Origin of the sequence: Sphingobacterium rhinopitheci, assembly GCF_022627575.1 — a bacterium.
GTDB classification, from domain to species: Bacteria; Bacteroidota; Bacteroidia; order Sphingobacteriales; family Sphingobacteriaceae; genus Sphingobacterium; species Sphingobacterium rhinopitheci.
This window is the reverse complement of the sequence record NZ_JADEYQ010000007.1, coordinates 54,007-74,929: the sequence shown is the minus strand read 5'-3', so window position 1 is coordinate 74,929 and position 20,923 is coordinate 54,007. Positions and strand designations below refer to the sequence as shown.

At 35.9% G+C, this 20,923-nt stretch carries 22 protein-coding genes; 13 read left to right on the top strand and 9 right to left on the bottom strand.

The features are described from left to right. Positions 1–45 precede the first annotated feature (45 nt). Both IP023_RS08945 and fabD read left to right on the top strand, forming a co-directional pair. The gene (locus tag IP023_RS08945; RefSeq protein ID WP_241789930.1) at positions 46–1,278 is read left to right on the top strand and encodes a M16 family metallopeptidase; all 1,233 of its coding nucleotides are present in this window, start codon (positions 46–48) and stop codon (positions 1,276–1,278) included. A gap of 63 nt (positions 1,279–1,341) precedes the next feature. After that, positions 1,342–2,232, top strand: coding sequence for an ACP S-malonyltransferase (gene fabD, locus IP023_RS08940; protein ID WP_241789929.1), 891 nt, complete (start codon positions 1,342–1,344; stop codon positions 2,230–2,232). A gap of 55 nt (positions 2,233–2,287) precedes the next feature. On the opposite strand, the gene IP023_RS08935 is transcribed toward fabD, so the two are convergent. After that, positions 2,288–2,707 carry a nucleoside-diphosphate kinase gene (locus IP023_RS08935; RefSeq protein WP_241789928.1) on the bottom strand — a complete coding sequence of 140 codons (420 nt, stop codon included), beginning with the start codon at positions 2,705–2,707 and terminating at the stop codon, positions 2,288–2,290. Positions 2,708–2,833: 126 nt separating this feature from the next. Between IP023_RS08935 and IP023_RS08930 the strand changes: the two genes are divergently transcribed. The 3 genes from IP023_RS08930 to IP023_RS08920 all read left to right on the top strand — a co-directional run bounded on the left by IP023_RS08930 (position 2,834) and on the right by IP023_RS08920 (position 6,046). Next, positions 2,834–3,682, top strand: coding sequence for a 4-hydroxy-3-methylbut-2-enyl diphosphate reductase (locus IP023_RS08930; RefSeq protein ID WP_241789927.1), 849 nt, complete (start codon positions 2,834–2,836; stop codon positions 3,680–3,682). Positions 3,683–3,751: 69 nt separating this feature from the next. Then, entirely contained in the window at positions 3,752–4,780 is a 1,029-nt protein-coding gene (gene hemH, locus IP023_RS08925; protein WP_241789926.1) for a ferrochelatase, read from the top strand. A gap of 9 nt (positions 4,781–4,789) precedes the next feature. Then, the gene (locus tag IP023_RS08920; protein ID WP_241790040.1) at positions 4,790–6,046 is read left to right on the top strand and encodes a metallophosphoesterase; all 1,257 of its coding nucleotides are present in this window, start codon (positions 4,790–4,792) and stop codon (positions 6,044–6,046) included. Positions 6,047–6,117: 71 nt separating this feature from the next. On the opposite strand, the gene pfkA is transcribed toward IP023_RS08920, so the two are convergent. The 4 genes from pfkA to IP023_RS08900 all read right to left on the bottom strand — a co-directional run bounded on the left by pfkA (position 6,118) and on the right by IP023_RS08900 (position 10,266). After that, entirely contained in the window at positions 6,118–7,092 is a 975-nt protein-coding gene (gene pfkA, locus IP023_RS08915) for a 6-phosphofructokinase (RefSeq protein ID WP_241789925.1), read from the bottom strand. A gap of 56 nt (positions 7,093–7,148) precedes the next feature. Continuing rightward, positions 7,149–8,849, bottom strand: coding sequence for a protein-disulfide reductase DsbD family protein (locus tag IP023_RS08910; RefSeq protein WP_241789924.1), 1,701 nt, complete (start codon positions 8,847–8,849; stop codon positions 7,149–7,151). Positions 8,850–8,931: 82 nt separating this feature from the next. Beyond that, positions 8,932–9,387 carry a protein-disulfide reductase DsbD domain-containing protein gene (locus IP023_RS08905; protein WP_241789923.1) on the bottom strand — a complete coding sequence of 152 codons (456 nt, stop codon included), beginning with the start codon at positions 9,385–9,387 and terminating at the stop codon, positions 8,932–8,934. A 105-nt stretch (positions 9,388–9,492) separates the two neighbouring features. Beyond that, positions 9,493–10,266 (bottom strand): biotin--[acetyl-CoA-carboxylase] ligase, encoded by a 774-nt coding sequence (locus IP023_RS08900; protein ID WP_241789922.1) that lies wholly within the window; start codon positions 10,264–10,266, stop codon positions 9,493–9,495. Between the two features lie 45 nt (positions 10,267–10,311). On the opposite strand from IP023_RS08900, the gene rsfS reads away from it, so the two are divergent. Genes rsfS through IP023_RS08880 form a run of 4 tightly spaced genes read left to right on the top strand, consistent with a single transcriptional unit; the run spans position 10,312 to position 14,106 of the window. Next, positions 10,312–10,686, top strand: a complete 375-nt coding sequence (gene rsfS, locus IP023_RS08895; protein WP_241789921.1) for a ribosome silencing factor — start codon at positions 10,312–10,314, stop codon at positions 10,684–10,686. A gap of 27 nt (positions 10,687–10,713) precedes the next feature. Next, complete coding sequence (gene ftsH / locus IP023_RS08890; RefSeq protein ID WP_241789920.1) at positions 10,714–12,786, top strand: ATP-dependent zinc metalloprotease FtsH; 2,073 nt, start codon at positions 10,714–10,716, stop codon at positions 12,784–12,786. A gap of 39 nt (positions 12,787–12,825) precedes the next feature. Further along, complete coding sequence (locus tag IP023_RS08885; protein ID WP_241789919.1) at positions 12,826–13,473, top strand: LutC/YkgG family protein; 648 nt, start codon at positions 12,826–12,828, stop codon at positions 13,471–13,473. Positions 13,474–13,479: 6 nt separating this feature from the next. Further along, positions 13,480–14,106 carry a rhomboid family intramembrane serine protease gene (locus IP023_RS08880; RefSeq protein WP_241789918.1) on the top strand — a complete coding sequence of 209 codons (627 nt, stop codon included), beginning with the start codon at positions 13,480–13,482 and terminating at the stop codon, positions 14,104–14,106. Here IP023_RS08880 and IP023_RS08875 read toward each other — a convergent pair. After that, positions 14,103–15,641: a YifB family Mg chelatase-like AAA ATPase gene (locus tag IP023_RS08875; RefSeq protein ID WP_241789917.1), complete on the bottom strand. Its 1,539-nt coding sequence runs from the start codon at positions 15,639–15,641 to the stop codon at positions 14,103–14,105. The two genes, IP023_RS08880 and IP023_RS08875, sit on opposite strands and share 4 nt — an antisense overlap. Positions 15,642–15,834: 193 nt before the next feature. Here IP023_RS08875 and IP023_RS08870 point away from each other — a divergent pair, with 193 nt between their 5' ends. The 3 genes from IP023_RS08870 (at position 15,835) to IP023_RS08860 (ending at position 17,161) form a co-directional block, all read left to right on the top strand. Then, positions 15,835–16,104, top strand: a complete 270-nt coding sequence (locus tag IP023_RS08870) for a YtxH domain-containing protein (RefSeq protein ID WP_241789916.1) — start codon at positions 15,835–15,837, stop codon at positions 16,102–16,104. An 87-nt stretch (positions 16,105–16,191) separates the two neighbouring features. Next, entirely contained in the window at positions 16,192–16,665 is a 474-nt protein-coding gene (locus tag IP023_RS08865) for a phage holin family protein (RefSeq protein WP_241789915.1), read from the top strand. Next, complete coding sequence (locus IP023_RS08860) at positions 16,649–17,161, top strand: hypothetical protein (protein ID WP_241789914.1); 513 nt, start codon at positions 16,649–16,651, stop codon at positions 17,159–17,161. The genes IP023_RS08865 and IP023_RS08860 overlap by 17 nt, the downstream gene beginning before the upstream one ends. On the opposite strand, the gene fcl is transcribed toward IP023_RS08860, so the two are convergent. Next, entirely contained in the window at positions 17,158–18,087 is a 930-nt protein-coding gene (fcl, locus tag IP023_RS08855) for a GDP-L-fucose synthase (RefSeq protein ID WP_241789913.1), read from the bottom strand. The two genes, IP023_RS08860 and fcl, sit on opposite strands and share 4 nt — an antisense overlap. A 56-nt stretch (positions 18,088–18,143) precedes the next feature. Between fcl and trmB the strand changes: the two genes are divergently transcribed. Continuing rightward, positions 18,144–18,797: a tRNA (guanosine(46)-N7)-methyltransferase TrmB gene (trmB, locus tag IP023_RS08850; RefSeq protein WP_241789912.1), complete on the top strand. Its 654-nt coding sequence runs from the start codon at positions 18,144–18,146 to the stop codon at positions 18,795–18,797. 41 nt (positions 18,798–18,838) lie between these two features. Here trmB and IP023_RS08845 read toward each other — a convergent pair whose 3' ends face one another. After that, positions 18,839–19,759, bottom strand: a complete 921-nt coding sequence (locus tag IP023_RS08845; RefSeq protein ID WP_241789911.1) for a glycoside hydrolase family 43 protein — start codon at positions 19,757–19,759, stop codon at positions 18,839–18,841. 134 nt (positions 19,760–19,893) lie between these two features. Further along, positions 19,894–20,874 (bottom strand): oxygen-dependent tRNA uridine(34) hydroxylase TrhO, encoded by a 981-nt coding sequence (trhO, locus tag IP023_RS08840; RefSeq protein ID WP_241789910.1) that lies wholly within the window; start codon positions 20,872–20,874, stop codon positions 19,894–19,896. Positions 20,875–20,923: the final 49 nt, after the last annotated feature.

Below are 20,923 nucleotides of genomic sequence, written 5' to 3'. Positions count from 1 at the left end.
TTGTTTTAATTATGTAATTTTGCTGACATTAAATTAAATCTATTGATGAAGGAATATAGTCTTATTCAATTGGATAATGGTATCCGCATATTATTGCATTATCAAAATTCGACCATAACACATTCTTGTATGATTGTAAATGCAGGTTCTCGATATGAAGATCCGGGCAATTTTGGTGTTGCTCATTTTATCGAACATTTACTTTTTAAAAGAACAACACGTCGTTCGACGAATCAAATATTAAACCGTCTAGAAGAGGTTGGTGGTGATTTGAATGCCTATACGACCAAGGAATATACATGCATTCATGCTTCATTTTTAAAGCCGCACTTAGAGCGTGCTTTAGATCTTTTTGAAGATGTTTTATTTCATTCTACTTTTCCGGAGAATGAAATGGAGAAAGAGAAAAGTGTCATCTTAGATGAAATAGCTTCTTATTTGGATAGTCCCGAAGAATCTATAATGGATGATTTTGAAGACCTTCTTTTTAAAGATTCTGGATTAGGGCACAATATATTGGGGCTGGAGGATGATTTAAATAAGATGAATCGAGAAGCAATAAATAAATTTATGCTTCAAAATTATAATACAAATGAAATCATTGTAGCTATAGCAGGTGACTATACCGAAGCACAAGTAAAACGATTGGCTGATAAAATATTTGCCGGTATCCCCGCCAATAATACCGCCAAAGTCCCACAAAATGTAGCCTGGAATGGTGGTTTTGATACGGTGGTTGAAAAACCAATCAACCAAGCCCACTATATGATTGGGGCGCAAACGTTTGGAATCTATGATGACCAAAAGACAGCTATGCTTCTTTTGAATAATATGTTGGGCGGTATTGGGATGAGCTCCATCTTGAATCTCGGTATTCGGGAGAAATACGGTATTGCCTATACGATAGAATCTAATTTGACATTGTATAGTGACACAGGTAGCTTTAGTATTTACCTTGGTACGGATGAGGAAAAGCTCAAAAAGGCGATTTCGCTCGTTCATAAAGAGTTGAATAAGCTCAAAGAAACACCTTTCTCGGAAACACAATTGAGAAAAGCGAAAGAAAAATTTAAAGGACAAATTGCCTTAGCCGAAGAAAATCGTATGAGTATGATCATCGCGGAGGCAAAAAATATTATCGATTATGGTAGAATAATGTCTTTGCAAGATGTTTTCAACAAGATTGATACCATTCAGGTAAAAGAGCTGTCAGACTTATCTAATCGTTTTTTAGACCCTAAGAATCTTTTATCATTGGCATTCGTCCCTGAGGATTAGTGAAAATAACATGATTTAGTATATTTGCGTAGAATTTTAACCGACGAACACAAGTTATTTTATATGAAAACAGCTTATATTTTTCCAGGTCAAGGTGCTCAATTCGTAGGAATGGGCCAAGATCTATATAATCTAAATGACGAATCTAAAGCTTTATTTGAAAAAGCAAATGATATCTTAGGGTTTCGAATCACTGATATTATGTTCAACGGTACGGACGAGGATTTGAAACAAACGAATGTGACGCAACCTGCGATCTTCTTACATTCTGTTATATTAGCTAAAGCTCTAGGTGATTCTTTTCAGCCAAGTATGGTAGCAGGACATTCATTGGGTGAGTTCTCTGCTTTAGTAGCAGCTGGAGCCTTGTCTTTTGAAGATGGTCTTAAGTTAGTGGCACAACGTGCTAATGCAATGCAAAAAGCATGTGAATTGCAGCCCTCAACGATGGCCGCTATATTAGGGTTAGATGATCAGACTGTCGAGCGTATTTGTGCTGATATTGATGAGGTCGTGGTTGCCGCAAATTACAACTGCCCTGGTCAATTGGTAATCTCTGGATCGATGGAAGGTATAGATAAAGCTTGTGCTTTATTAACTGAAGCAGGAGCTAAACGCGCACTTAAGCTGAATGTTGGTGGTGCTTTCCACTCCCCATTGATGGAACCTGCGAAGGTTGAGCTGCAAGCGGCGATAGAAGCTACAGCTATTCAAGCGCCATTGTGCCCGATATATCAAAATGTAGATGCTAAAGCATATACGACTCCTGAAGAGATTAAAGCAAATTTGATAGCACAATTGACAGGAGCTGTACGATGGACACAAACGGTACAAAATATGTTGGCAGATGGTGCCGAAGCTTTTGTAGAAGTAGGCCCTGGTAATGTATTACAGGGATTGGTCAAAAAAGTAGATCGTCAAGCGCAGACTTCTTCTGCTAAGATTGCTGAATAATACAAAAAAGGGGTGAAATAATTTTCACCCCTTTTTTATATACGATTGGTTTTCCTTAAAATCTCTCGAATGAAGAGAAGAAGAAGTTACCTTCGATAGCTGCATTTTCGTCAGAATCAGAACCGTGAACAGCGTTAGCATCGATAGATTTAGCGTATTTGTTACGGATTGTACCTTCAGCAGCATCTGCTGGGTTAGTAGCACCGATTAAAGTACGGAAATCTTCAACAGCGTTATCTTTTTCTAAGATCGCTGCAACGATTGGGCCTGAAGTCATGAATTCTACTAAATCACCGTAGAAAGGTCTTTCTTTGTGTACTGCATAGAAGTTACCCGCATCTTCTTGTGAAAGTTGGATATATTTCATTGCTACAATTTTGAAACCACCAGCGATAATGTCGTTTAAAATAGCACCGATGTGACCATTTGCTACTGCATCTGGTTTAATCATCGTAAATGTTCTGTTAGTTGCCATAACTTTTTAAATAGTAATTTTTTGCAAAGGTACGGTAAAAAGTAAAAACTTTAAAGAAAAATTACGCCACTCATTTACTAGCTATACTTATTTCATGGTAACGATTCTTATTATTAACTTTGTGCTATGTCAAAAGGTCTGCAAGTTACAATAGATAAGGATTCTGGGTTCTGCTTTGGTGTAGTATACGCCATCGATATGGCAGAAGAAATATTGGAAGATGAAGGATATCTTTATTGTTTGGGAGATATCGTTCATAATGATGAAGAAGTCGCTCGCCTTAAGGCCAAAGGTCTTCGTATTATTGGGCATGAGGTATTGCCTACTTTGAGCAATGAAAAAGTATTGATCCGTGCACACGGTGAAGCTCCCGAAACATATCGTATAGCACTAGAGAATAATATAACTCTGATTGATGCCTCTTGTCCTGTAGTACTCAAATTACAGAATCGTATCAAGACATCGCATGATAGTGATGAGAAGATATTGATTTTTGGTAAACATGGGCATGCCGAAGTAATCGGTCTCTCAGGGCAAACAAATGATGAAGCCTTGGTATTTCAAGATATTGCAGAACTTGACAATGTGGAATTGCCCCCTTCATTTACATTGTATAGCCAGACGACAAAGAGTGTAGATAAGTTCTATGCTATCAAAGAGGAATTATTGAAACGTGGATATGATGTAAAAGCAAATGATACAATTTGCCGTCAAGTTTCTAATCGTTATGATGATTTGGGTGACTTTGCCCGTCAATACGACAAAATTGTCTTTGTCTCTGGAAAGAAATCATCTAATGGCAAAGTCTTGTATGATGTCTGTAAAGCAGCTAATCCTAATTCTTATTTTATCTCGGAAATTAATGAACTAGATTCGTTGATTTTTAACGTAGGCGAAAGTATTGGTATCTGTGGAGCAACATCTACGCCTATGTGGTTGATGAAAGATGTAAAACACGCCTTAGAGCAGCTTTAACAAGTCATGTTATTTTCATTTTCTATATCTTAAGATAGAGTACTATAAATTTTATATATTTTTGTATCAATGAAAACAAAAGCTAAAAAGGGAGTTTTGTTGGTGCAATTGGGGACTCCAGATGCGCCTGTAGCACAGGATGTACACCGTTATCTTACCGAATTTTTGATGGATCCGCGCGTGATGGATATTCCTTATTTAGGACGTTCTTTACTCGTAAAAGGAATTATAGTACCTAAGAGAGCTGCCGCATCTGCTGCAACCTATGCTACGATTTGGGATGAGGTGAATGGTTCGCCATTAATGCATTATTCTATTTTGCAACAGAAGATGCTTCAGGAGCAATTGGGGGAAGACTATCATGTTGAATTAGCTATGCGCTATCAAAATCCTTCTATTGAGTCGGCATTAAAAAAAATGGAAGGTATGTTTCTGGATTCTATTAAGGTGATTCCTTTATTTCCACAATATGCTTCGGCTACGACTGGTTCTGTTATTGATAAAGTAATGGAAATAATGCGTCAATGGCAATATATACCTTCGGTTTCTTTTGTTAGTAATTACTGCGAAGATGAAGATATGGTCGCTACATTTGCGGAGCATGGTCTACGTCACGATATCAGTAGTTTTGATCATATATTATTTAGTTATCACGGATTACCGGTTAGGCAATTAGGTAAAGTAGATCCTTCTGGAGAACTTAGTTGTCCCGATTCAGGTTGTGATACGTGTAAAATACAAACAAATCCTTTTTGTTATGTTTCACAATGCTATGCCACGACTCGGGCTATAGCAAATAAGCTTAATCTGCCTAAGGACAAGTATTCGGTATGCTTTCAGTCCCGCTTAGGAAAGACGCCTTGGATTCAACCTTATACGTCGGATGCGCTACATGATCTAGCTAAAGAAGGAAAAAAGAGACTATTAGTCTTTAGTCCTGCTTTTGTAGCGGATTGTATTGAGACATTAGACGAGATTCAAGTGGAATATGCTAATGAGTTCAAAGAGATGGGTGGAGAAGAGGTAGCGATGGTGGAAAGCTTAAATGATGACCCACGCTGGATTCAGACATTGAAAAAGTTAGTTCTTTCTAATTAAAAAGCTATGATGGTTATTATTAATGCATTCCTTTTATTTCTATTTGATTTTTATATTTTCTTTGCTCTACGTGCAACATCTATAAAATTTGTTAAGAAAAAATGGTTTGCTTGGTTATGGTGGGGATATTCTGCGTTATTATTAACGGGTTTATTTGTTTCTTTCAAATTTAATATTCCACTTAGTTATAGATCAATTATTTTAGTTGCTTTTTTTATGACTGCAACGAGCAAGTTCATCTTTGTATTGATCTTGTTTATTGATGATCTTAGAAGAGGCGGTATCTGGTTCTCTAGATTGTTTAGAACGAAAAAAGAGGAAACTTTAGAAGAGCGGATTGAGGATATTAAGCAACCTTTACCTGAGGCTCCGCAACATGGGATTAGTAGATCTGAATTTTTATTAAAGTCTGGTATCGTTGTGGCATCTTTGCCAATTATACCGTTGACATGGGGTGTTTTGTCAGGTGCTTATGATTATCAAATTAGGCGCCAACGTTTAGTACTGGCTAATCTACCTAAGGCATTTGAAGGATTCACTATTGCGCAAATCTCTGATGTTCATTCCGGATCTTTCTATAATAAAAAAGCGGTATTAGGTGGGGTTGAAATGCTATTGGGAGAAAAACCTAATGCAGTATTTTTTACTGGAGATTTGGTGAATAATGTAGCTACTGAGATGCGTGATTATCAAGATATCTTCTCTAAAATAACTGCAGATTACGGCGTATATTCTTGTTTAGGAAATCATGACTACGGTGATTATTACTATGGGAAAGAAGATAGTCCTGCTAAGCGCAAGAATTTTCAAGATATGATTGATGTTCATAAAGTGATGGGCTGGGATTTATTGATGGATGAAAATCGTAGCTTGAAGATAGGTGGTGAAGAAATTTCAATTGTCGGTGTTCAGAACTGGGGTACAGGTAGGTTTCCGAAGAAAGGGGATATTAAAAAAGCCTTAATAGGAACTGAGGATAAACCTGTTAAATTACTGTTGTCACATGATCCGTCACACTGGAGAGCTCAAATATTAGATACAGATGTAGATGCTATGTTTGCAGGCCATACGCATGGTATGCAGTTTGGTGTACGCGGAGAACATTACCAATGGAGTCCAGCGAAATATATATATAACGAATGGGCAGGACTTTATACTGAAGGTAATAGCCAATTGTATGTTAATACAGGGTTTGGTTTCTTAGGCTATCCAGGTAGAGTAGGTATTGTACCAGAGATTACTATATTTGAATTAGTAAGTGCTTAATTATTCTTAAAAAATAAAAAAGCTGTGAGAATTATTAATTCTCACAGCTTTTTTGTTTTTTAAGAATATCGTTATAAGGATAGTATCTCTACGATTCTTGTCAAATTTGTATTTATTACATCAATGTGTTTGATAGCCTTGGAGAATGGAGTATATTGGACTTCACCGTGGATAAGTCCTGCCATTTCACCTCTACGACCTTTTAAAAGTCCTTCTACAGCAGCAACACCTAGTCTACTAGCGAGTACACGATCCATACAAGAAGGTTTTCCACCACGTTGGATATGCCCTAAAATAGAAACTCTAACATCGTAATGAGGATATCTTTCTTTTATTCTATCTGCTACTACTAAACCACCCTCATCATCGCCTTCGGCCACGATGATAATACGTGAGGCTTTATTTTTTCTAGTTTTCTCTAAGCGGTCTAATATAGAATTATAGTCAACTTCTAATTCCGGGATTAATACTGCTTCGGCACCTGTACTTATACCTGATCGTAAGGCAATTAAACCAGAGTCTCTACCCATTACCTCGATTACGAACAATCTGTCATGTGACTCTGCTGTATCGCGGATTTTATCTACAGCATCTACCACGGTATTGATTGCCGTGTCATAGCCTATCGTAAAATCTGTACCTGCCAAATCATTATCTATTGTACCAGGTATACCGATAATAGGTATGTCAAATTCCTCAATAAATTTAGAAGCTCCAGTGAATGTACCATCGCCACCGATGACCACTAAAGCATCAATCCCCAATTTTTTGATATTGTCATATGCCTTTTGGCGTCCTTCGGTAGTTCTGAATTCATCACTACGTGCTGTTTTTAAGATAGTGCCACCGCGTTGTATAATATTTGCTACAGATTTAGCATCCATAGGGATGATATCCCCATTTACTAAACCATCGTATCCCCTTTTTACACCAAACATATTGACACCGTGGTATATGCCTGCGCGTACTACTGCACGAATACCTGCATTCATCCCTGGCGCATCTCCGCCAGAAGTTAATACTGCAATGTTTTTAATGTTATTCATATTTTCAAATATACCAAGATTTAGGTTTATTAATTATTAATTTTATAGTAAGTCCTTTATTTTTTTGTGTGGAACGCATCTATTCCTGATTGCAAGAAAGCGGCATAACTATCTACATTGTAATCTGCTCCAGTTTGAGGTACTAATACGTTACCTTCAGGGTCTACAATAACATATAAGGGCTGTGAGTTACTATTAAATGTCGCTGCTTGAAAATCGGAATTCTTATTACCTATAGTTTTAATTTTTTTTCCACTGTAGGTAGATACATATTGTTCAGAAGCATCAAGCTCTGTACGATCATCAACAAATAATTCAGCCATTATAAAGCCTTGTTTCAATAAGGTAGCTACTTTAGGGTCTGTCCATACATTTGCTTCCATCTTACGGCAATTGACACAGTTCCAGCCCGTAAAATCTATTAATACAGGTTTGTTGGCTACTTTTGCGGCAGCAAGAGCTTCTTCGTAATCATAATATGGATCAAAACCTTTTGGGGTTCCACGGTCATGGAATATCTCGTAATATTTTTTCTTTTTACCGTCTATAGAAAGTGTCGCAGTTGTCCCTGTCTGTGCCACCGATAGATCGAAATCTTGGGTTGCACTAGGGGGCAAAAATGCAGATATTGATTTTAATGGTGCTCCCCACATCCCTGGGACCATATATACCACAAAGGCAAATACCACAATAGCAAACAGTGTTCTCGGAACAGATAAATAAGGTAAATCGCTGTCATGTGAAAATTTAATTTTTCCGATTAGATATAAGCCTAACAAGCCGAAAATAACAATCCATAGTGCTAAGAATACTTCACGATCTAGCCAATTCCAATGGTATGCTAAGTCAACATTAGACAAGAATTTTAACGCCAAAGCCAATTCTAAAAATCCTAATACTACTTTTACACTATTCAACCAGCCACCAGATTTAGGCATTGATTTCATCAATGATGGAAACATCGCGAATATCACGAATGGAACAGCTAAGGCAATTGAAAAACCTAACATACCGATAGCAGGGCCTAATCTTTCTCCTTTGGATGCGGCATCGACCAATAATGTCCCGATTATAGGGCCCGTACAAGAAAATGAAACCAAAGCTAAGCTGAAGGCCATGAAGAATAAACCTATTAATCCTCCTTTGTCAGATTTTGCATCCATCTTATTAACAAAAGAACTCGGCAATGTTATCTCAAATGCACCAAAGAAAGATGCCGCAAAAACGACTAATATTAGGAAGAAGAAGAAATTAAATATCCCATTTGTAGATAGTGCATTCAACGCATCTGAACCAAATGCTATCGTAATCAACATACCTAATGCAACATATATTACAATAATAAATAAACCGTATAAAAGTGCTTGCGATATAGCTTTGGTGCGAGAGCCTGCTTTCTTGGTAAAGAAACTAACCGTCAGTGGTACCATTGGGAATATGCAGGGCATAAAAAATGCGGCAAATCCGCCTAATATTCCTGTAATAAAGATGGTCCATAAAGAATCTTTTTCTCCTGCTGTATCTATAGGGGTATTTAATTCTATGGCTGTAGAGTCACTATTAGAGATCGTAGAAGTATCTTCACCATCTGTAAAATTCAAATCACTGGGTATTTCGATCAAGGTGCTAGTGTCTGTAGCTATACCATCAGAGAATTCAATGTCGTCGAAAGAAATGATACTATCCTGCTGGGTATTAGCTATAGAAGAAAAGCCAATAAGAAAGGAAAGGAAAAAAGAAAATAAATAGACTTTCATGTTTAATATTTATTATATGAAAGCATAAAAATAGCAAAAAGGCAGTAATACTACTGCCTTTTGCTATTTATTGTATAAAAAATTACTTAATTGTTACGCTAAAATTGTACTCGTCTGGAGGAAGACATTCTGTTTTATCACAGGCCATAAACTCCACTACACCATTTACTGTTGTCGCCTTATTACTGTTTAGTTTAACTTTTTGCTGGAAAACTACTTCTTGTGTAAAATATGGGACATTCATTTTGAAGACATCTTCATATTTTGTTTTTGCTTTAATATTTGAAAGTGTTCCGCCATTAAGTGAGTAATCTTTTGATGTCTTAAAGGTGAAGGATGTTGATATAGGACCGCCATTAGGTACATTCTGTCCATAAATATGCCATCCGTTTTCAATTGTTGCTTTGATAAATACAACGGCTTCTTTATTGTTTAATTTTTTTGAGGCTACCGTCCATTTTACCGGAGTTTTAATTTGTGCAACAGCTGTAGTAACAGTGATTAGAACGGCTACGATTAATAAGCTAAAATTTTTCATAATTAATATCTTCTATAATACTATTTGGGTTATATGACTAAATGAGATGTATATAGTTTAATGCAAAATTACGTTTTCTTACTTTAATTTGATAGGTATTTTTTGTTATAACTGATACCTTAATTCTTTTAAGTCGTATTTGTGGACCTCATCAGCTACTTTTAATAAAAGCTTACCATCTGTGTTTACGCCTAATATTTCGCCTTGTATTTCTAGGTTGTTTATGATGTAGGTCGCTATACAATTCTTTCTAAAAAGCCTATCCGTATATAGGTTCCATAATTTATCAATTTCTCCATCCGCAACAATCTGTTCGTAGCGAATCAATTGTTGTTGTATCCTTTTTACTAGTGAAATAATTGTCAGATTAAAATCAAAATTTTCTAAGGCTATAGATGTAGTTTTTTTCCTAAATTCTATCGGAAATTCAGTTGTATTTACGTTGATTCCTATCCCTATTATACTATGTTTTATAGCCGTAGATGTAATTTTATTTTCAATTAATATTCCTCCAATTTTTTTATTATTAACCATTATGTCATTAGGCCATTTAATTGACAAGTTTGACGGTATAAATTCACTTAGACTATCGTAAACAGCTAGACTAGAGGTTATTGTTGTTAAAAACTGGTCTTTTATTGCCAGGTGTTTAGGCGTGTTTAAAAAGCTCGCTGTTAGATTTTTATTAGGCTGCGCAATCCACGACGTTCCTCTTTGTCCTCTACCCATTGTTTGTTGCCTTGCCATTATGGCAGTAAAGGGTAGCTGTGGCTTGAAATTTGCCAATAGTTGTTTGAGGTAATCATTTGTAGATGATACATTGTCTAAAACAATTAGACTTGAGGGCTTAGAATATCCGAAAAATGTATTATTTTGCAAAAGATAAATGATTATAAAGTTTTGGTAAAACTATAATATTTCTTAATGAGTAAAAAGAAAAACGTTGAAATATCTAACAAGTTGGCAGAAATTGTCGTGTTGGGGATGCAAGAGAAAAAAGCAAATGAAATAGTAAAGTTAGATATGCGTGAAGTAAATGCAACTTTGTCTGACTATTTCATTATTTGTCATGCTGATAATGGTCCACAGGTAAATGCTATCGCAAAAAGTGTGGAGGATGAAGTTTATAAAGTATTCGGTCAAGATCCTTGGCATAAGGAGGGGCATGGTAATGGCGAATGGGTTTTATTAGATTATGTAGATGTCGTAGTTCATATTTTTAAAGGAGATAAGAGAGATCACTATCGTATTGAAGATCTTTGGGGCGACGCTAAAAAGGAATCTTATCAAAGTGCTTAGTTTTAAATTGTATTTATATTTTAAATAATGAAGAAAATCCCGAGTAAAAAGATTACTCCAATCCCGCCTAAGTTTAATATGATGTGGATATATATCGCTGTCGTATTAGGCTTTTTAGCTTTGAATTATGTTTATTCTGGTGGTGGTCCTAAAGAGATTAACTACGAGAATTTTGAAAAGAATATGCTTTTATCTGGTGATGTAGATAAACTTGTCGCTTTCAAAAGTAATGATCTTCTTGAAGTTGAAGTATTTATTAAACCAGATAGCTTAAAAGATAATCCTAAATATAAAGACCTCGTTCCTAAAGGAAATACTATGTTTGCGGCAGCAGAAGCTGGGCCGCAGTATTACTTTAAAATGGGATCTGATGAGATTTTTGAGAAAAAATTAGCGGCTTCAGAAGCACAGTTACCAGAAGGTGTTGCTCCTGTTACAGTTTCTTATGAAAGTAGAAATAACCCTTGGGGTGGTTTCTTTATGACTTTTATCCTTCCTATAGTTATTTTAGCAGCATTGTGGATTTTCTTAATGCGTCGTATGAGTGGTGGTGGTGCTGGCGGTGGTCAGATATTTAATATCGGAAAATCTAAAGCCCAATTATTTGATAAAGAATCTCAAATAAATATCACTTTTAATGATGTAGCAGGTCTTGAGGAGGCTAAAACGGAGGTTATGGAGATTGTTGATTTCCTTAAGAATCCCAAAAAATATACCGATTTAGGGGGTAAAATTCCTAAAGGTGCATTATTAGTAGGTCCTCCAGGAACAGGTAAAACATTATTAGCAAAAGCCGTTGCCGGTGAAGCACAAGTGCCTTTCTTCTCTTTGTCGGGTTCTGATTTTGTCGAAATGTTTGTTGGTGTTGGCGCATCACGTGTACGTGATTTATTCAAACAAGCAAAGGAAAAAGCACCATGTATCATTTTTATCGATGAGATCGATGCTATAGGTCGTGCTCGTGGTAAAAACTCTGTAATGGGAGGGAACGATGAGCGTGAAAATACATTGAACCAATTATTGGTTGAAATGGATGGTTTTGGTACTAACTTAGGCGTAATTATTTTAGCAGCAACTAATAGATTGGATGTTTTAGATTCTGCTTTATTAAGACCAGGTCGTTTTGATAGACAGATATCTATCGATAAACCAGATTTAGTAGGTCGTGAGCATATCTTTAATGTACATTTGAAGCCATTAAAATTGGCTGAAGAAGTAGATGCTAAAAAATTGTCTGCGCAGACACCAGGTTTTGCAGGTGCTGAAATAGCGAATGTATGTAACGAAGCTGCATTGATCGCTGCACGTAAAGGGAAGCCTGCTGTAGAGATGCAGGATTTTCAAGACGCTGTGGATCGTGTAATCGGTGGTTTAGAGAAAAGAAATAAAATCATCTCTCCAGAGGAGAAAAAAATTGTAGCTTATCACGAAGCAGGTCACGCAATAGCAGGTTGGTTTTTAGAACATGCAGATCCATTAGTGAAAGTGTCTATCGTTCCACGTGGAGTTGCGGCATTGGGTTATGCTCAATATCTTCCAAAAGAACAATTTTTGTACACAACCGAACAATTGTTGGATAGTATGTCTATGACAATGGGCGGACGTGTGGCTGAGGATATTACCTTTGGGCGTATCAGTACTGGTGCACAGAATGATTTAGAACGTATTACTAAATTGGCTTATGCTATGACAGCAGTATATGGTATGAATCCTCGTGTTGGTAATATATCATTCAATGATAGTTCGGGTGAATCTCAATTCCATAAACCATATTCTGATCAAACAGCAGAATTAATTGATGATGAAGTACGTAAACTTATTGCAGAGGTTTATGAGCGTACAAGACAATTATTACTGGAAAAACAAGATGGCTTAATTAAGATAGCTGAACAACTTTTAGAGAAGGAAATACTTTTCCAATCTGATTTGGAAGATATTTTAGGAAAACGACCATTTTCAAATCGTACTACTTACGATGAGTTTGTCAATGGCGGTGCCGATGGTGGAGGTGTTCCGCAAACCAATCTGGAACTACCAACTACTCTTGAAGATGTAGAGGATGTAGAACCGCCCTCTTCTTTAAATGAAACTTCTAACTAGAATATAAGGTGTACTTTTTAGTACACCTGTTTTTTATATATGAATATTAGAAATATCACGCCTAAAGAAGCAATGCTTAAAAAAGTAAGACAAGCATTACTAGAGAAACGAGATAATCCATATCCTGATTTTGAGGATTCTCAATTGTATGTAGACGAGGAGGATACGCTAGATGTAACATTTGCACGCGAGTTTAACGCTGTTTCAGGAAAATTTATCTACTGTGATGGAGAGATTGCTGTAATAGAAAATCTGATCGGTTTAGTAGAGGAGTTGGGTATTACAAAAATATATGCTTGGGAACCATCTGTTCAAAATCTTTTGGGGAATTATGGATTTCCTATCATCGCTAATGATGTTGAATTTTCGAATGCCGAAGCTGGCATTACAACCTGTGAGGCATTGATAGCTCGAAATGGTTCTATCCTTATCTCTAACCAAACTCATTCAGGACGTCGATTGAGTGTATATCCTCCAATTCATATTGTATTTGCTAAGGCTTCTCAACTGGTAATGGATATCAAGCATGGTATGAAGCTAATGAAAGATCGATATGCTGATGATATGCCATCTATGATTAGTACTATTACTGGGCCAAGTAGAACTGCTGATATAGAAAAGAGATTAGTATTAGGGGCACATGGGCCTAAGGAATTGTATGTTTTTCTAATTGAAGATAGATTTTAAAATAGCATGGAACAATATTTAATATACTCGCCTGTGGCGAGTGTTATATTCGCGATAACTGTAGCAACAAGTATTTATGCTTTTTCTAATCCTTCTGTTTTAGGAAATATGATGCTCCATCCTTATAGTATTCAACGTGACAAATCCAAGTGGTTTACCGTATTTACAAGTGGTATAGTGCATGCTGATTGGATGCATCTTATCTTCAATATGATGACTTTTTACTATTTTGGATTTGCATTAGAAATAATATTTGTTCAGGCAAGTGGGGATATTGGTCATTTGTATTTTGCCTTATTATATTTGATTAGTTTAGTATTAAGTGATATACCGACAATTATCCAAAATAGGAATAATCCTAATTACTTTAGCTTAGGCGCTTCCGGTGCAATATCTGCTGTACTTTTCAGCTTTATTCTATTCTATCCAAAGACTGAATTAAGGATTTTCTTTGCTATCCCTATGCCTGCGTATATATTTGCCGTTATTTATGTTGGTTATTGTATATGGGCTTCTAAGAAAGCAAATGATCATATTAATCATGATGCCCATTTATTTGGTGCATTGTCGGGTATTATTATCACCTTGCTCTATTATCCGTGGATTTTGAAACATTTTATAGATCAGTTCTAGCCTGCCCAATTTTCACGATCCAAGCTGCGGTATTGTATAGCTTCGGCGAGATGTTGGTTTGATATCAGGTTCGAATTTTCCATGTCAGCAATTGTACGGGCTACTTTCAAAATTCGATCATAGGCGCGAGCAGAGAGATTGAGTTTTTCCATAGCAGCTTTGAGGAGATTTTTGCCCTGCTGATCTATAGTACAAATATCGCGAACAGCTTTGGCACTCATTTGTGCATTGCAATGTACTTCGTCGTTTGTAGCAAATCTTTCTGCTTGCTTATTTCTAGCATTAATTACTCTTTTTCGGATACAATTGCTTTTTTCAGCTCGTTCCACGCTAGTAAGTTCAGAGAATTCAATAGGTGTTACTTCAACATGAAGATCTATTCGATCTAATAGGGGACCCGATATTTTACTAAGGTAGCGTTGCACTATCGGCGAACCACATATGCACTCTTTTTCAGGGTGATTGTAATATCCGCAAGGACATGGATTCATAGCTGCAATTAGCATGAAGCTTGCAGGGTAATCAATGGTAAATTTTGCACGAGAGATGGTGATGCTTCGTGATTCTAAAGGTTGACGCATCACTTCTAATACGCTCCGTTTGAACTCTGGTAACTCATCCAAAAATAATACCCCATTATGTGCTAATGATATTTCTCCTGGTTGTGGGTTTGTCCCTCCACCTACTAATGCGACATCTGAAATAGTATGATGTGGTGCTCGAAAAGGCCGTGTATGCATGAGCGATTCAGCGGCTGTAAGTTGGCCTGATACAGAATGTATTTTTGTCGTTTCTAATGATTCTTCAATGGTCAATGGCGGTAATATCGTTGGAAGTCTTTTCGCTAACATTGTTTTACCAGATCCTGGTGGACCAATTAGAATAACATTGTGTCCTCCGGCAGCGGCGATTTCTAAGGCTCGCTTGATGTTTTCTTGTCCTTTAACATCAGAAAAATCAACCTCGGTGATATTTATTTTATTAATAAACTCTTGCTCTATATCGACAGTAGTAGGTAATACAGTAATCTTGTGTGTCAAAAAATCAATAACATCGGTAAGATTGTCAATACCATATACGTTTATGTCTGAAACAATAGCAGCTTCTCTGGCATTTGCTTTTGGTAAAATAAGGCTTTTGAAATCGTCATTTCTAGCTTGTATGGCTATAGGAAGTGCTCCTTTGATAGGTTGAATCGTGCCATCTAGTGAAAGTTCTCCTAGAATAAGATAATCACCAAGATTATCGATTTCTATTTGACCGGAAGCGGCCAAGATTCCTATTGCCATGCTTAGATCATATGCAGATCCCTCCTTACGTATGTCGGCAGGGGCCAAATTTATGACGATTTTTTGGCGTGGCATTCTGTATCCTATCGCCATTATGGCACTTTCTATTCGTTGCAAACTTTCTTTAACAGCATTGTCAGGCAGCCCTACAATATAATATTTCGTTCCGGTTGTTATATTTACTTCTACTGTAATTTTTGTAGCTTCAATTCCGTAAACGGAACTTCCGTATGTTTTTATTAGCATGAATTAAATTAATGATTAAATAAATATACTTAAAATAAAGAGTAAAATTATACTTAAATTCGATAATTGGTTCTATTTTTGCTATATTATTGAAGAATAATTGTTATATTAACTAAGAGGTTCAAAATGTAGTTTTTTAGACCTTTGTTTTTTAATGTTTAATATCAAGTATACTCAGAATAAATATAAACATATGAAGGATAGTGGAAAAATAGTTACTGCGTTGTTGGCAGGATTAGCAGCAGGAGCAGTTTTAGGAGTTTTATTCGCGCCAGAAAAAGGTTCGGAGACACGAGACAAGATTAATGATTCTTTAGGTGACTTAGCAGATGCTATTAAAGAGAGAACCGAAGAACAATTAGATCAATTAAATGATTTAAAGGATAAAGTTTTGGCAGCTGTAAAAACAAAAGTTGCTACTGCAGATTCTATTTTAGAAGACGAAATTGAAGAGCACGCTTAATCTATTTAAGTTATAAGCCTTATAATATATAAATTAGATGAAGTGCTACGGTATTACTAAAGCACTTCATCTATTAATCATTAGTAAATGGAAGAACAAAAGTTTTCTTTTACAGGGAGTTTTCAGAAGACGAAAGAATATGCCGATACGCAGCTAGAACTATTTAAACTTAGGGCTATTGCTAAATCAGCGCGGATAGGTGGCGCTTTAGTGCTTGATGTTACTAAGCTTTTGCTTTCTTTGATTGTTGTCTTTTTTCTATCGTTAGCACTAGGTTTCTTTTTAGGGGAATTAATGGATAGCAATGCATTAGGATTTTTATCTACAGGAATTTTGTTCCTTATTGTTCTATTTATTGTTATTGCTAAAGAACCTAAATTAGAAGCGAAGTTTATGGACCTTACAATAGCACGTATCTTATCTAAATGGAATGATGAAGATGATTTAGATATCGATCAAAAAATTAAAGATGCTCATTTTGCTAATAAGAAGAAAGCGGAGGAAACAAAAGTTCAAGATTTTTACGAAGAGAATATAAGCGAAAATGAAAACAAAAATTAATAATCTTGATGAACTAAAGTGGGAGATTGCACGATTGACAGAACTGAAAAGAGAGCAAGAATCCTATCTGAATGATCAGTATACTTTATTAAAAAATAAAGTTGATATGCCGGCACGTGTATTTGGTACTGTGGCATCTTCTATTCCGGGATTTAATTTGGTGAAAAGTGTCGTTTCTTCTATTGGTAAATCGAGTCCTAAAGATGAGCATGGTGTAGCTAGTGGGGATTGGCTGACGAAAGGTATTCGAATAGGATTACCAATACTATTGAATAGTACTTTTCTGAAGAAATCAGGATGGATGAAAAAGGCTTTAGTTTTACTAGCTTCCCAAACAGCAACTTCTCAAATAACGCAAGATAGCGTATCTAATCTCTTGGCTAAGGTTACTCGTTTTATTAGACCTAAAAAGTCTAAAACCAAATCTAATAAAGTAGAAAAGAAACTTCAGGAAAATATTGAGGATTCTCCTGAAGAACAAATATTAGGTATCTAACAATATTTAGCTTTAAAATCAGCATAAGCTAGTTTAATCCCTTCTTCCAAAGGGATTTTGTGTTTCCATCCCAAACTATGTAGTTTTGAAACATCCATTAGTTTTCTCGGTGTTCCATCTGGTTTTGTGCTGTCGAATTTAATCGATCCTTTATAGCCAATAATACGTTTTATCAATAGAGCAAGGTCTTTGATGCTTAGATCCTCCCCAATTCCAATATTTACAAATTGCTCATCATCATAGTTCTTCATTAAGAATATACATGCATCAGCTAAATCTGTAGAGAATAAAAATTCGCGCAATGGTGTACCAGATCCCCAGATAATAACTTCTGCTGAATTATTTTCTTTAGCTTCGTGAAAACGACGGATTAAGGCTGGTAATACATGTGAATTTTGTGGATGATAATTGTCATTGTAACCATATAAATTCGTTGGCATTACGGAGATATAATTGGTCCCATATTGTGCTCTGTAAGCTTCACACATTTTTATACCCGATATCTTCGCAATAGCATATGGTTCATTTGTAGGTTCTAGTACACCTGTCAATAAATATTCTTCCTTTAGCGGTTGTGGAGCCATCTTTGGATAGATACATGAAGAGCCTAAGAACATCAATTTCTTTACATTATTTAAATAAGAATGATGGATTACATTATTTTGTATAGCCATATTCTCGTAAATGAAATCTGCTCTAAAAGTATTATTAGCAATAATACCGCCTACTTTGGCCGCTGCTAAAAAAACATATGCTGGTTTTTCGGTAGCAAAGAATCGTGCAACAGCCGCTTGATCTCTTAAATCAAGCTCTGAAGAAGTTCTGGTAATGATATTGGTATGTCCTTCGTCTTTCAATTTATTGAAAATCGCTGAACCAACCATCCCTCTATGACCTGCAACATATATTTTAGCTTCTTTTTCCATGATAATTAGTTGAATTACTGCAAATATAAGGTTATTTTTGCGACTTAATATTTGTTATGGGTAAGGATAAATTAAGAAAATTTGCTGAAGTAGCGACATTTAAAAATGTGGTACAACTAGATGCAGGTAAGGAATATAAAGGACAATGGGCTTCTAAATTTTTTGGAAATGATAAACCTGTTGTTTTAGAATTAGCTTGTGGTAAAGGTGAATATACAGTCAACTTGGCTAAATTGTTTCCTGATAAAAACTTTATTGGAATTGATTATAAAGGGAATCGTATTTGGAGAGGAGCAAAGACAGCGTTAGAAGAAGGTATTGATAATGTAGGTTTTTTGCGCATTCAAATTGAGACTATTTTAGAGCATTTTGAAGAAAATGAAATCTCTGAAATATGGATTACTTTTCCGGATCCTCAACCCCAGGATTCTAGAGAAAAAAAGCGCTTGACAAATCCTAAATTTTTGGAACGTTATAAGTTTATCCTTAAGGATGATGGTATTATGCATTTGAAAACAGATAGTGATTTCTTCTTTAACTATTCTGTTGAGCAAATAGATCTTTTAAAATTAACAAAGTTTAAACAAACAACTGATTTGTATCATTCGGATTTAGTAGATGAAGTATTGTCTATTAAAACATATTATGAAAGAAAATATCTTGCTATAGATAAGAGTATTAATTATGTTCAGTGGACATTTAAGAAATAACTAAAAAAGAGGCTTTATCCATGATAAAGCCTCTTTTTTAGTTATAACAGTTTTTTAAATTCTGCCTGTGATATCTTAAATGCCGTACCATGTCTCAATTGAGAAGGCATTTTAATTTGATCAGATATATCTGTCCATTTTTTTAAATCTTTAGATTTTACCGCTCCATATTTGTGTTCTGTATATTTATCAAAATAAACAATCCATTCATCTCCAACTTTTAAAGTAGTAGGACCTTCCGCCCAATAATCACCGGTGATGGCATCTGATATGTTGGTATATGGACCTTCAATATTTTTGGCTGAAACAATTTTTATATCCTTTTTGGGAGGAACTATAGTTTCATCTTTTATAAACATTTTCCATTGTCCATCTATAGGTACAATACTAGCATCAATAACATTAAATCCGGGTTCTAATAGAATTTTTGTTTTTTCAAAAGTCTTAAAGTCTTTGGTTTTTGTGTAGTAAATTCGATGGTTGTAGGCATTTTCTTTTTCCTCTTGTGTTTCTGGAAATAACCCAGTGATAGTCGTGGACCAATAGATTAGGTATGTTTTATCTGAAGGGTCATAGGTGATCTCTGGAGCCCATGTATTGCGTGCAAGGGGCTCATGTTCCATAACGGGGATTAACTGCTGTTCAGACCAATTTATTAGATCGGTTGAATGTGCATAGCCTATGCTTCTTTGCGTCCAACTGACGGTCCATACCATATGAAATTTTCCATCTCCGCCTCGTATGATGCATGGATCGCGCATCAATTTATCCGGACTAAGTTTGGGTTGTAGGTAAGATTTCCCATCCTGAATTTCTTTCCATTCAAGTCCATCATTACTGTATGCTAAATGTAATCCATCGGCTCCATTGTTGATGAAATAGGAAAACATATAGACGGAATCTTGTGCATACGAGGATAGCGATATTGTGAAGAGAATAAATAGGTGAAAGATTTTTTTCATACTTTATATTGAATTTAATTGGTTATTATGGTCAATATACTGAAAATATTTTTCAATAAAAGGGGCTATCAAAAAAGTCCCTTTAAAAAACAATCCCCGATACGCAAAAGTGTCGGGGATTGTTTTTTTTATGTTTATACTTGCTCCTTTGGAGGGAAGTTTTTGTGTTTTCGTTTAGAAATCTTTTCGACGTTTACGGGTTGAGGTACTTTTACATAGTAACCTGTTCCGTCGTATACTCGCTTATCTGGTACTGATTGACATTCTGTAGAGCAACATCCATCCAAATCCCATCCACATTCGTCACATTGTGTGAAATGCTCATTACATTTAGCATTGGCACAATTTATCATTTTATTTGTAGTTTTACCACAGTTTTTACACGTAGATATGATCGTTGGGTTAACGGAGTTTACAGGTACTTTGACACGATTGTCAAAAACGTAGCAATCACCTTCGAAATCTTGTCCTCCAGCTTCTTTACCATATTTGATTATACCGCCATGCAATTGATATACCTCTTCAAAGCCTTCTTTTAAAAGTAAGGCCGATGCTTTTTCACATTTGATACCTCCTGTACAGTAGGTTAATATTTTTTTACCTTTCAGGTGTTCTAACTCTTTTACTTTCTCTGGAAACTCACGGAAGTTCTCAATGTCCAAAGTAACGGCATTTTTGAATCTTCCTAATGTATGTTCATAATTGGAGCGTACATCCAAGATGACCACATCTTCTTGGTCTTTCATGGCCAAAAAATCTTTTGGTTCTAAATGAATACCTGTTTGTTTATTCGGGTCGATTATTTTAGGATCGCGCAATCCAGAGTGAACAATTTCTGCTTTGTAGCGGCAGTGCATTTTGATAAATGAAAGCTCTTCTACATCATCAATCTTAAACTCTGTATGATTGAATCTGCCGTCAGCATAGATGCTGTCCATATAAGTTTTGCAAGCTTCAGGTGAACCTGAAACAGTACCATTAAGACCTTCGTCCGCAACTATTATACGACCTACAAGTCCAATTGAATTACAAAATTCTAAGTGTTCTGCAGCAAATTGTTCTGCATTTTCGATAGGGCTGTAGCAATAGTACAGCAAAGTTTGATATTGTGCCATATGTCATTGATACCGCTGCAAACGGCGTTTAATGTTAAAAATTATGATG

Excerpts from the sequence above, each read along its gene's own strand:
- IP023_RS08935 (WP_241789928.1), bottom strand. The coding sequence starts at position 2,707 with ATGGCAACTAACAGAACATTTACGATGATTAAACCAGATGCAGTAGCA.
- IP023_RS08910 (WP_241789924.1), bottom strand. The coding sequence starts at position 8,849 with ATGAAAGTCTATTTATTTTCTTTTTTCCTTTCCTTTCTTATTGGCTTT.
- hemH (WP_241789926.1), top strand. The coding sequence starts at position 3,752 with ATGAAAACAAAAGCTAAAAAGGGAGTTTTGTTGGTGCAATTGGGGACT.
- IP023_RS08880 (WP_241789918.1), top strand. The coding sequence starts at position 13,480 with ATGGAACAATATTTAATATACTCGCCTGTGGCGAGTGTTATATTCGCG.
- fabD (WP_241789929.1), top strand. The coding sequence starts at position 1,342 with ATGAAAACAGCTTATATTTTTCCAGGTCAAGGTGCTCAATTCGTAGGA.
- ftsH (WP_241789920.1), top strand. The coding sequence starts at position 10,714 with ATGAAGAAAATCCCGAGTAAAAAGATTACTCCAATCCCGCCTAAGTTT.
- IP023_RS08860 (WP_241789914.1), top strand. The coding sequence starts at position 16,649 with ATGAAAACAAAAATTAATAATCTTGATGAACTAAAGTGGGAGATTGCA.
- IP023_RS08945 (WP_241789930.1), top strand. The coding sequence starts at position 46 with ATGAAGGAATATAGTCTTATTCAATTGGATAATGGTATCCGCATATTA.
- rsfS (WP_241789921.1), top strand. The coding sequence starts at position 10,312 with ATGAGTAAAAAGAAAAACGTTGAAATATCTAACAAGTTGGCAGAAATT.
- IP023_RS08905 (WP_241789923.1), bottom strand. The coding sequence starts at position 9,387 with ATGAAAAATTTTAGCTTATTAATCGTAGCCGTTCTAATCACTGTTACT.
- fcl (WP_241789913.1), bottom strand. The coding sequence starts at position 18,087 with ATGGAAAAAGAAGCTAAAATATATGTTGCAGGTCATAGAGGGATGGTT.
- IP023_RS08845 (WP_241789911.1), bottom strand. The coding sequence starts at position 19,759 with ATGAAAAAAATCTTTCACCTATTTATTCTCTTCACAATATCGCTATCC.
- trmB (WP_241789912.1), top strand. The coding sequence starts at position 18,144 with ATGGGTAAGGATAAATTAAGAAAATTTGCTGAAGTAGCGACATTTAAA.
- IP023_RS08870 (WP_241789916.1), top strand. The coding sequence starts at position 15,835 with ATGAAGGATAGTGGAAAAATAGTTACTGCGTTGTTGGCAGGATTAGCA.
- IP023_RS08920 (WP_241790040.1), top strand. The coding sequence starts at position 4,790 with ATGGTTATTATTAATGCATTCCTTTTATTTCTATTTGATTTTTATATT.
- pfkA (WP_241789925.1), bottom strand. The coding sequence starts at position 7,092 with ATGAATAACATTAAAAACATTGCAGTATTAACTTCTGGCGGAGATGCG.
- IP023_RS08930 (WP_241789927.1), top strand. The coding sequence starts at position 2,834 with ATGTCAAAAGGTCTGCAAGTTACAATAGATAAGGATTCTGGGTTCTGC.
- IP023_RS08885 (WP_241789919.1), top strand. The coding sequence starts at position 12,826 with ATGAATATTAGAAATATCACGCCTAAAGAAGCAATGCTTAAAAAAGTA.
- IP023_RS08865 (WP_241789915.1), top strand. The coding sequence starts at position 16,192 with ATGGAAGAACAAAAGTTTTCTTTTACAGGGAGTTTTCAGAAGACGAAA.
- trhO (WP_241789910.1), bottom strand. The coding sequence starts at position 20,874 with ATGGCACAATATCAAACTTTGCTGTACTATTGCTACAGCCCTATCGAA.
- IP023_RS08875 (WP_241789917.1), bottom strand. The coding sequence starts at position 15,641 with ATGCTAATAAAAACATACGGAAGTTCCGTTTACGGAATTGAAGCTACA.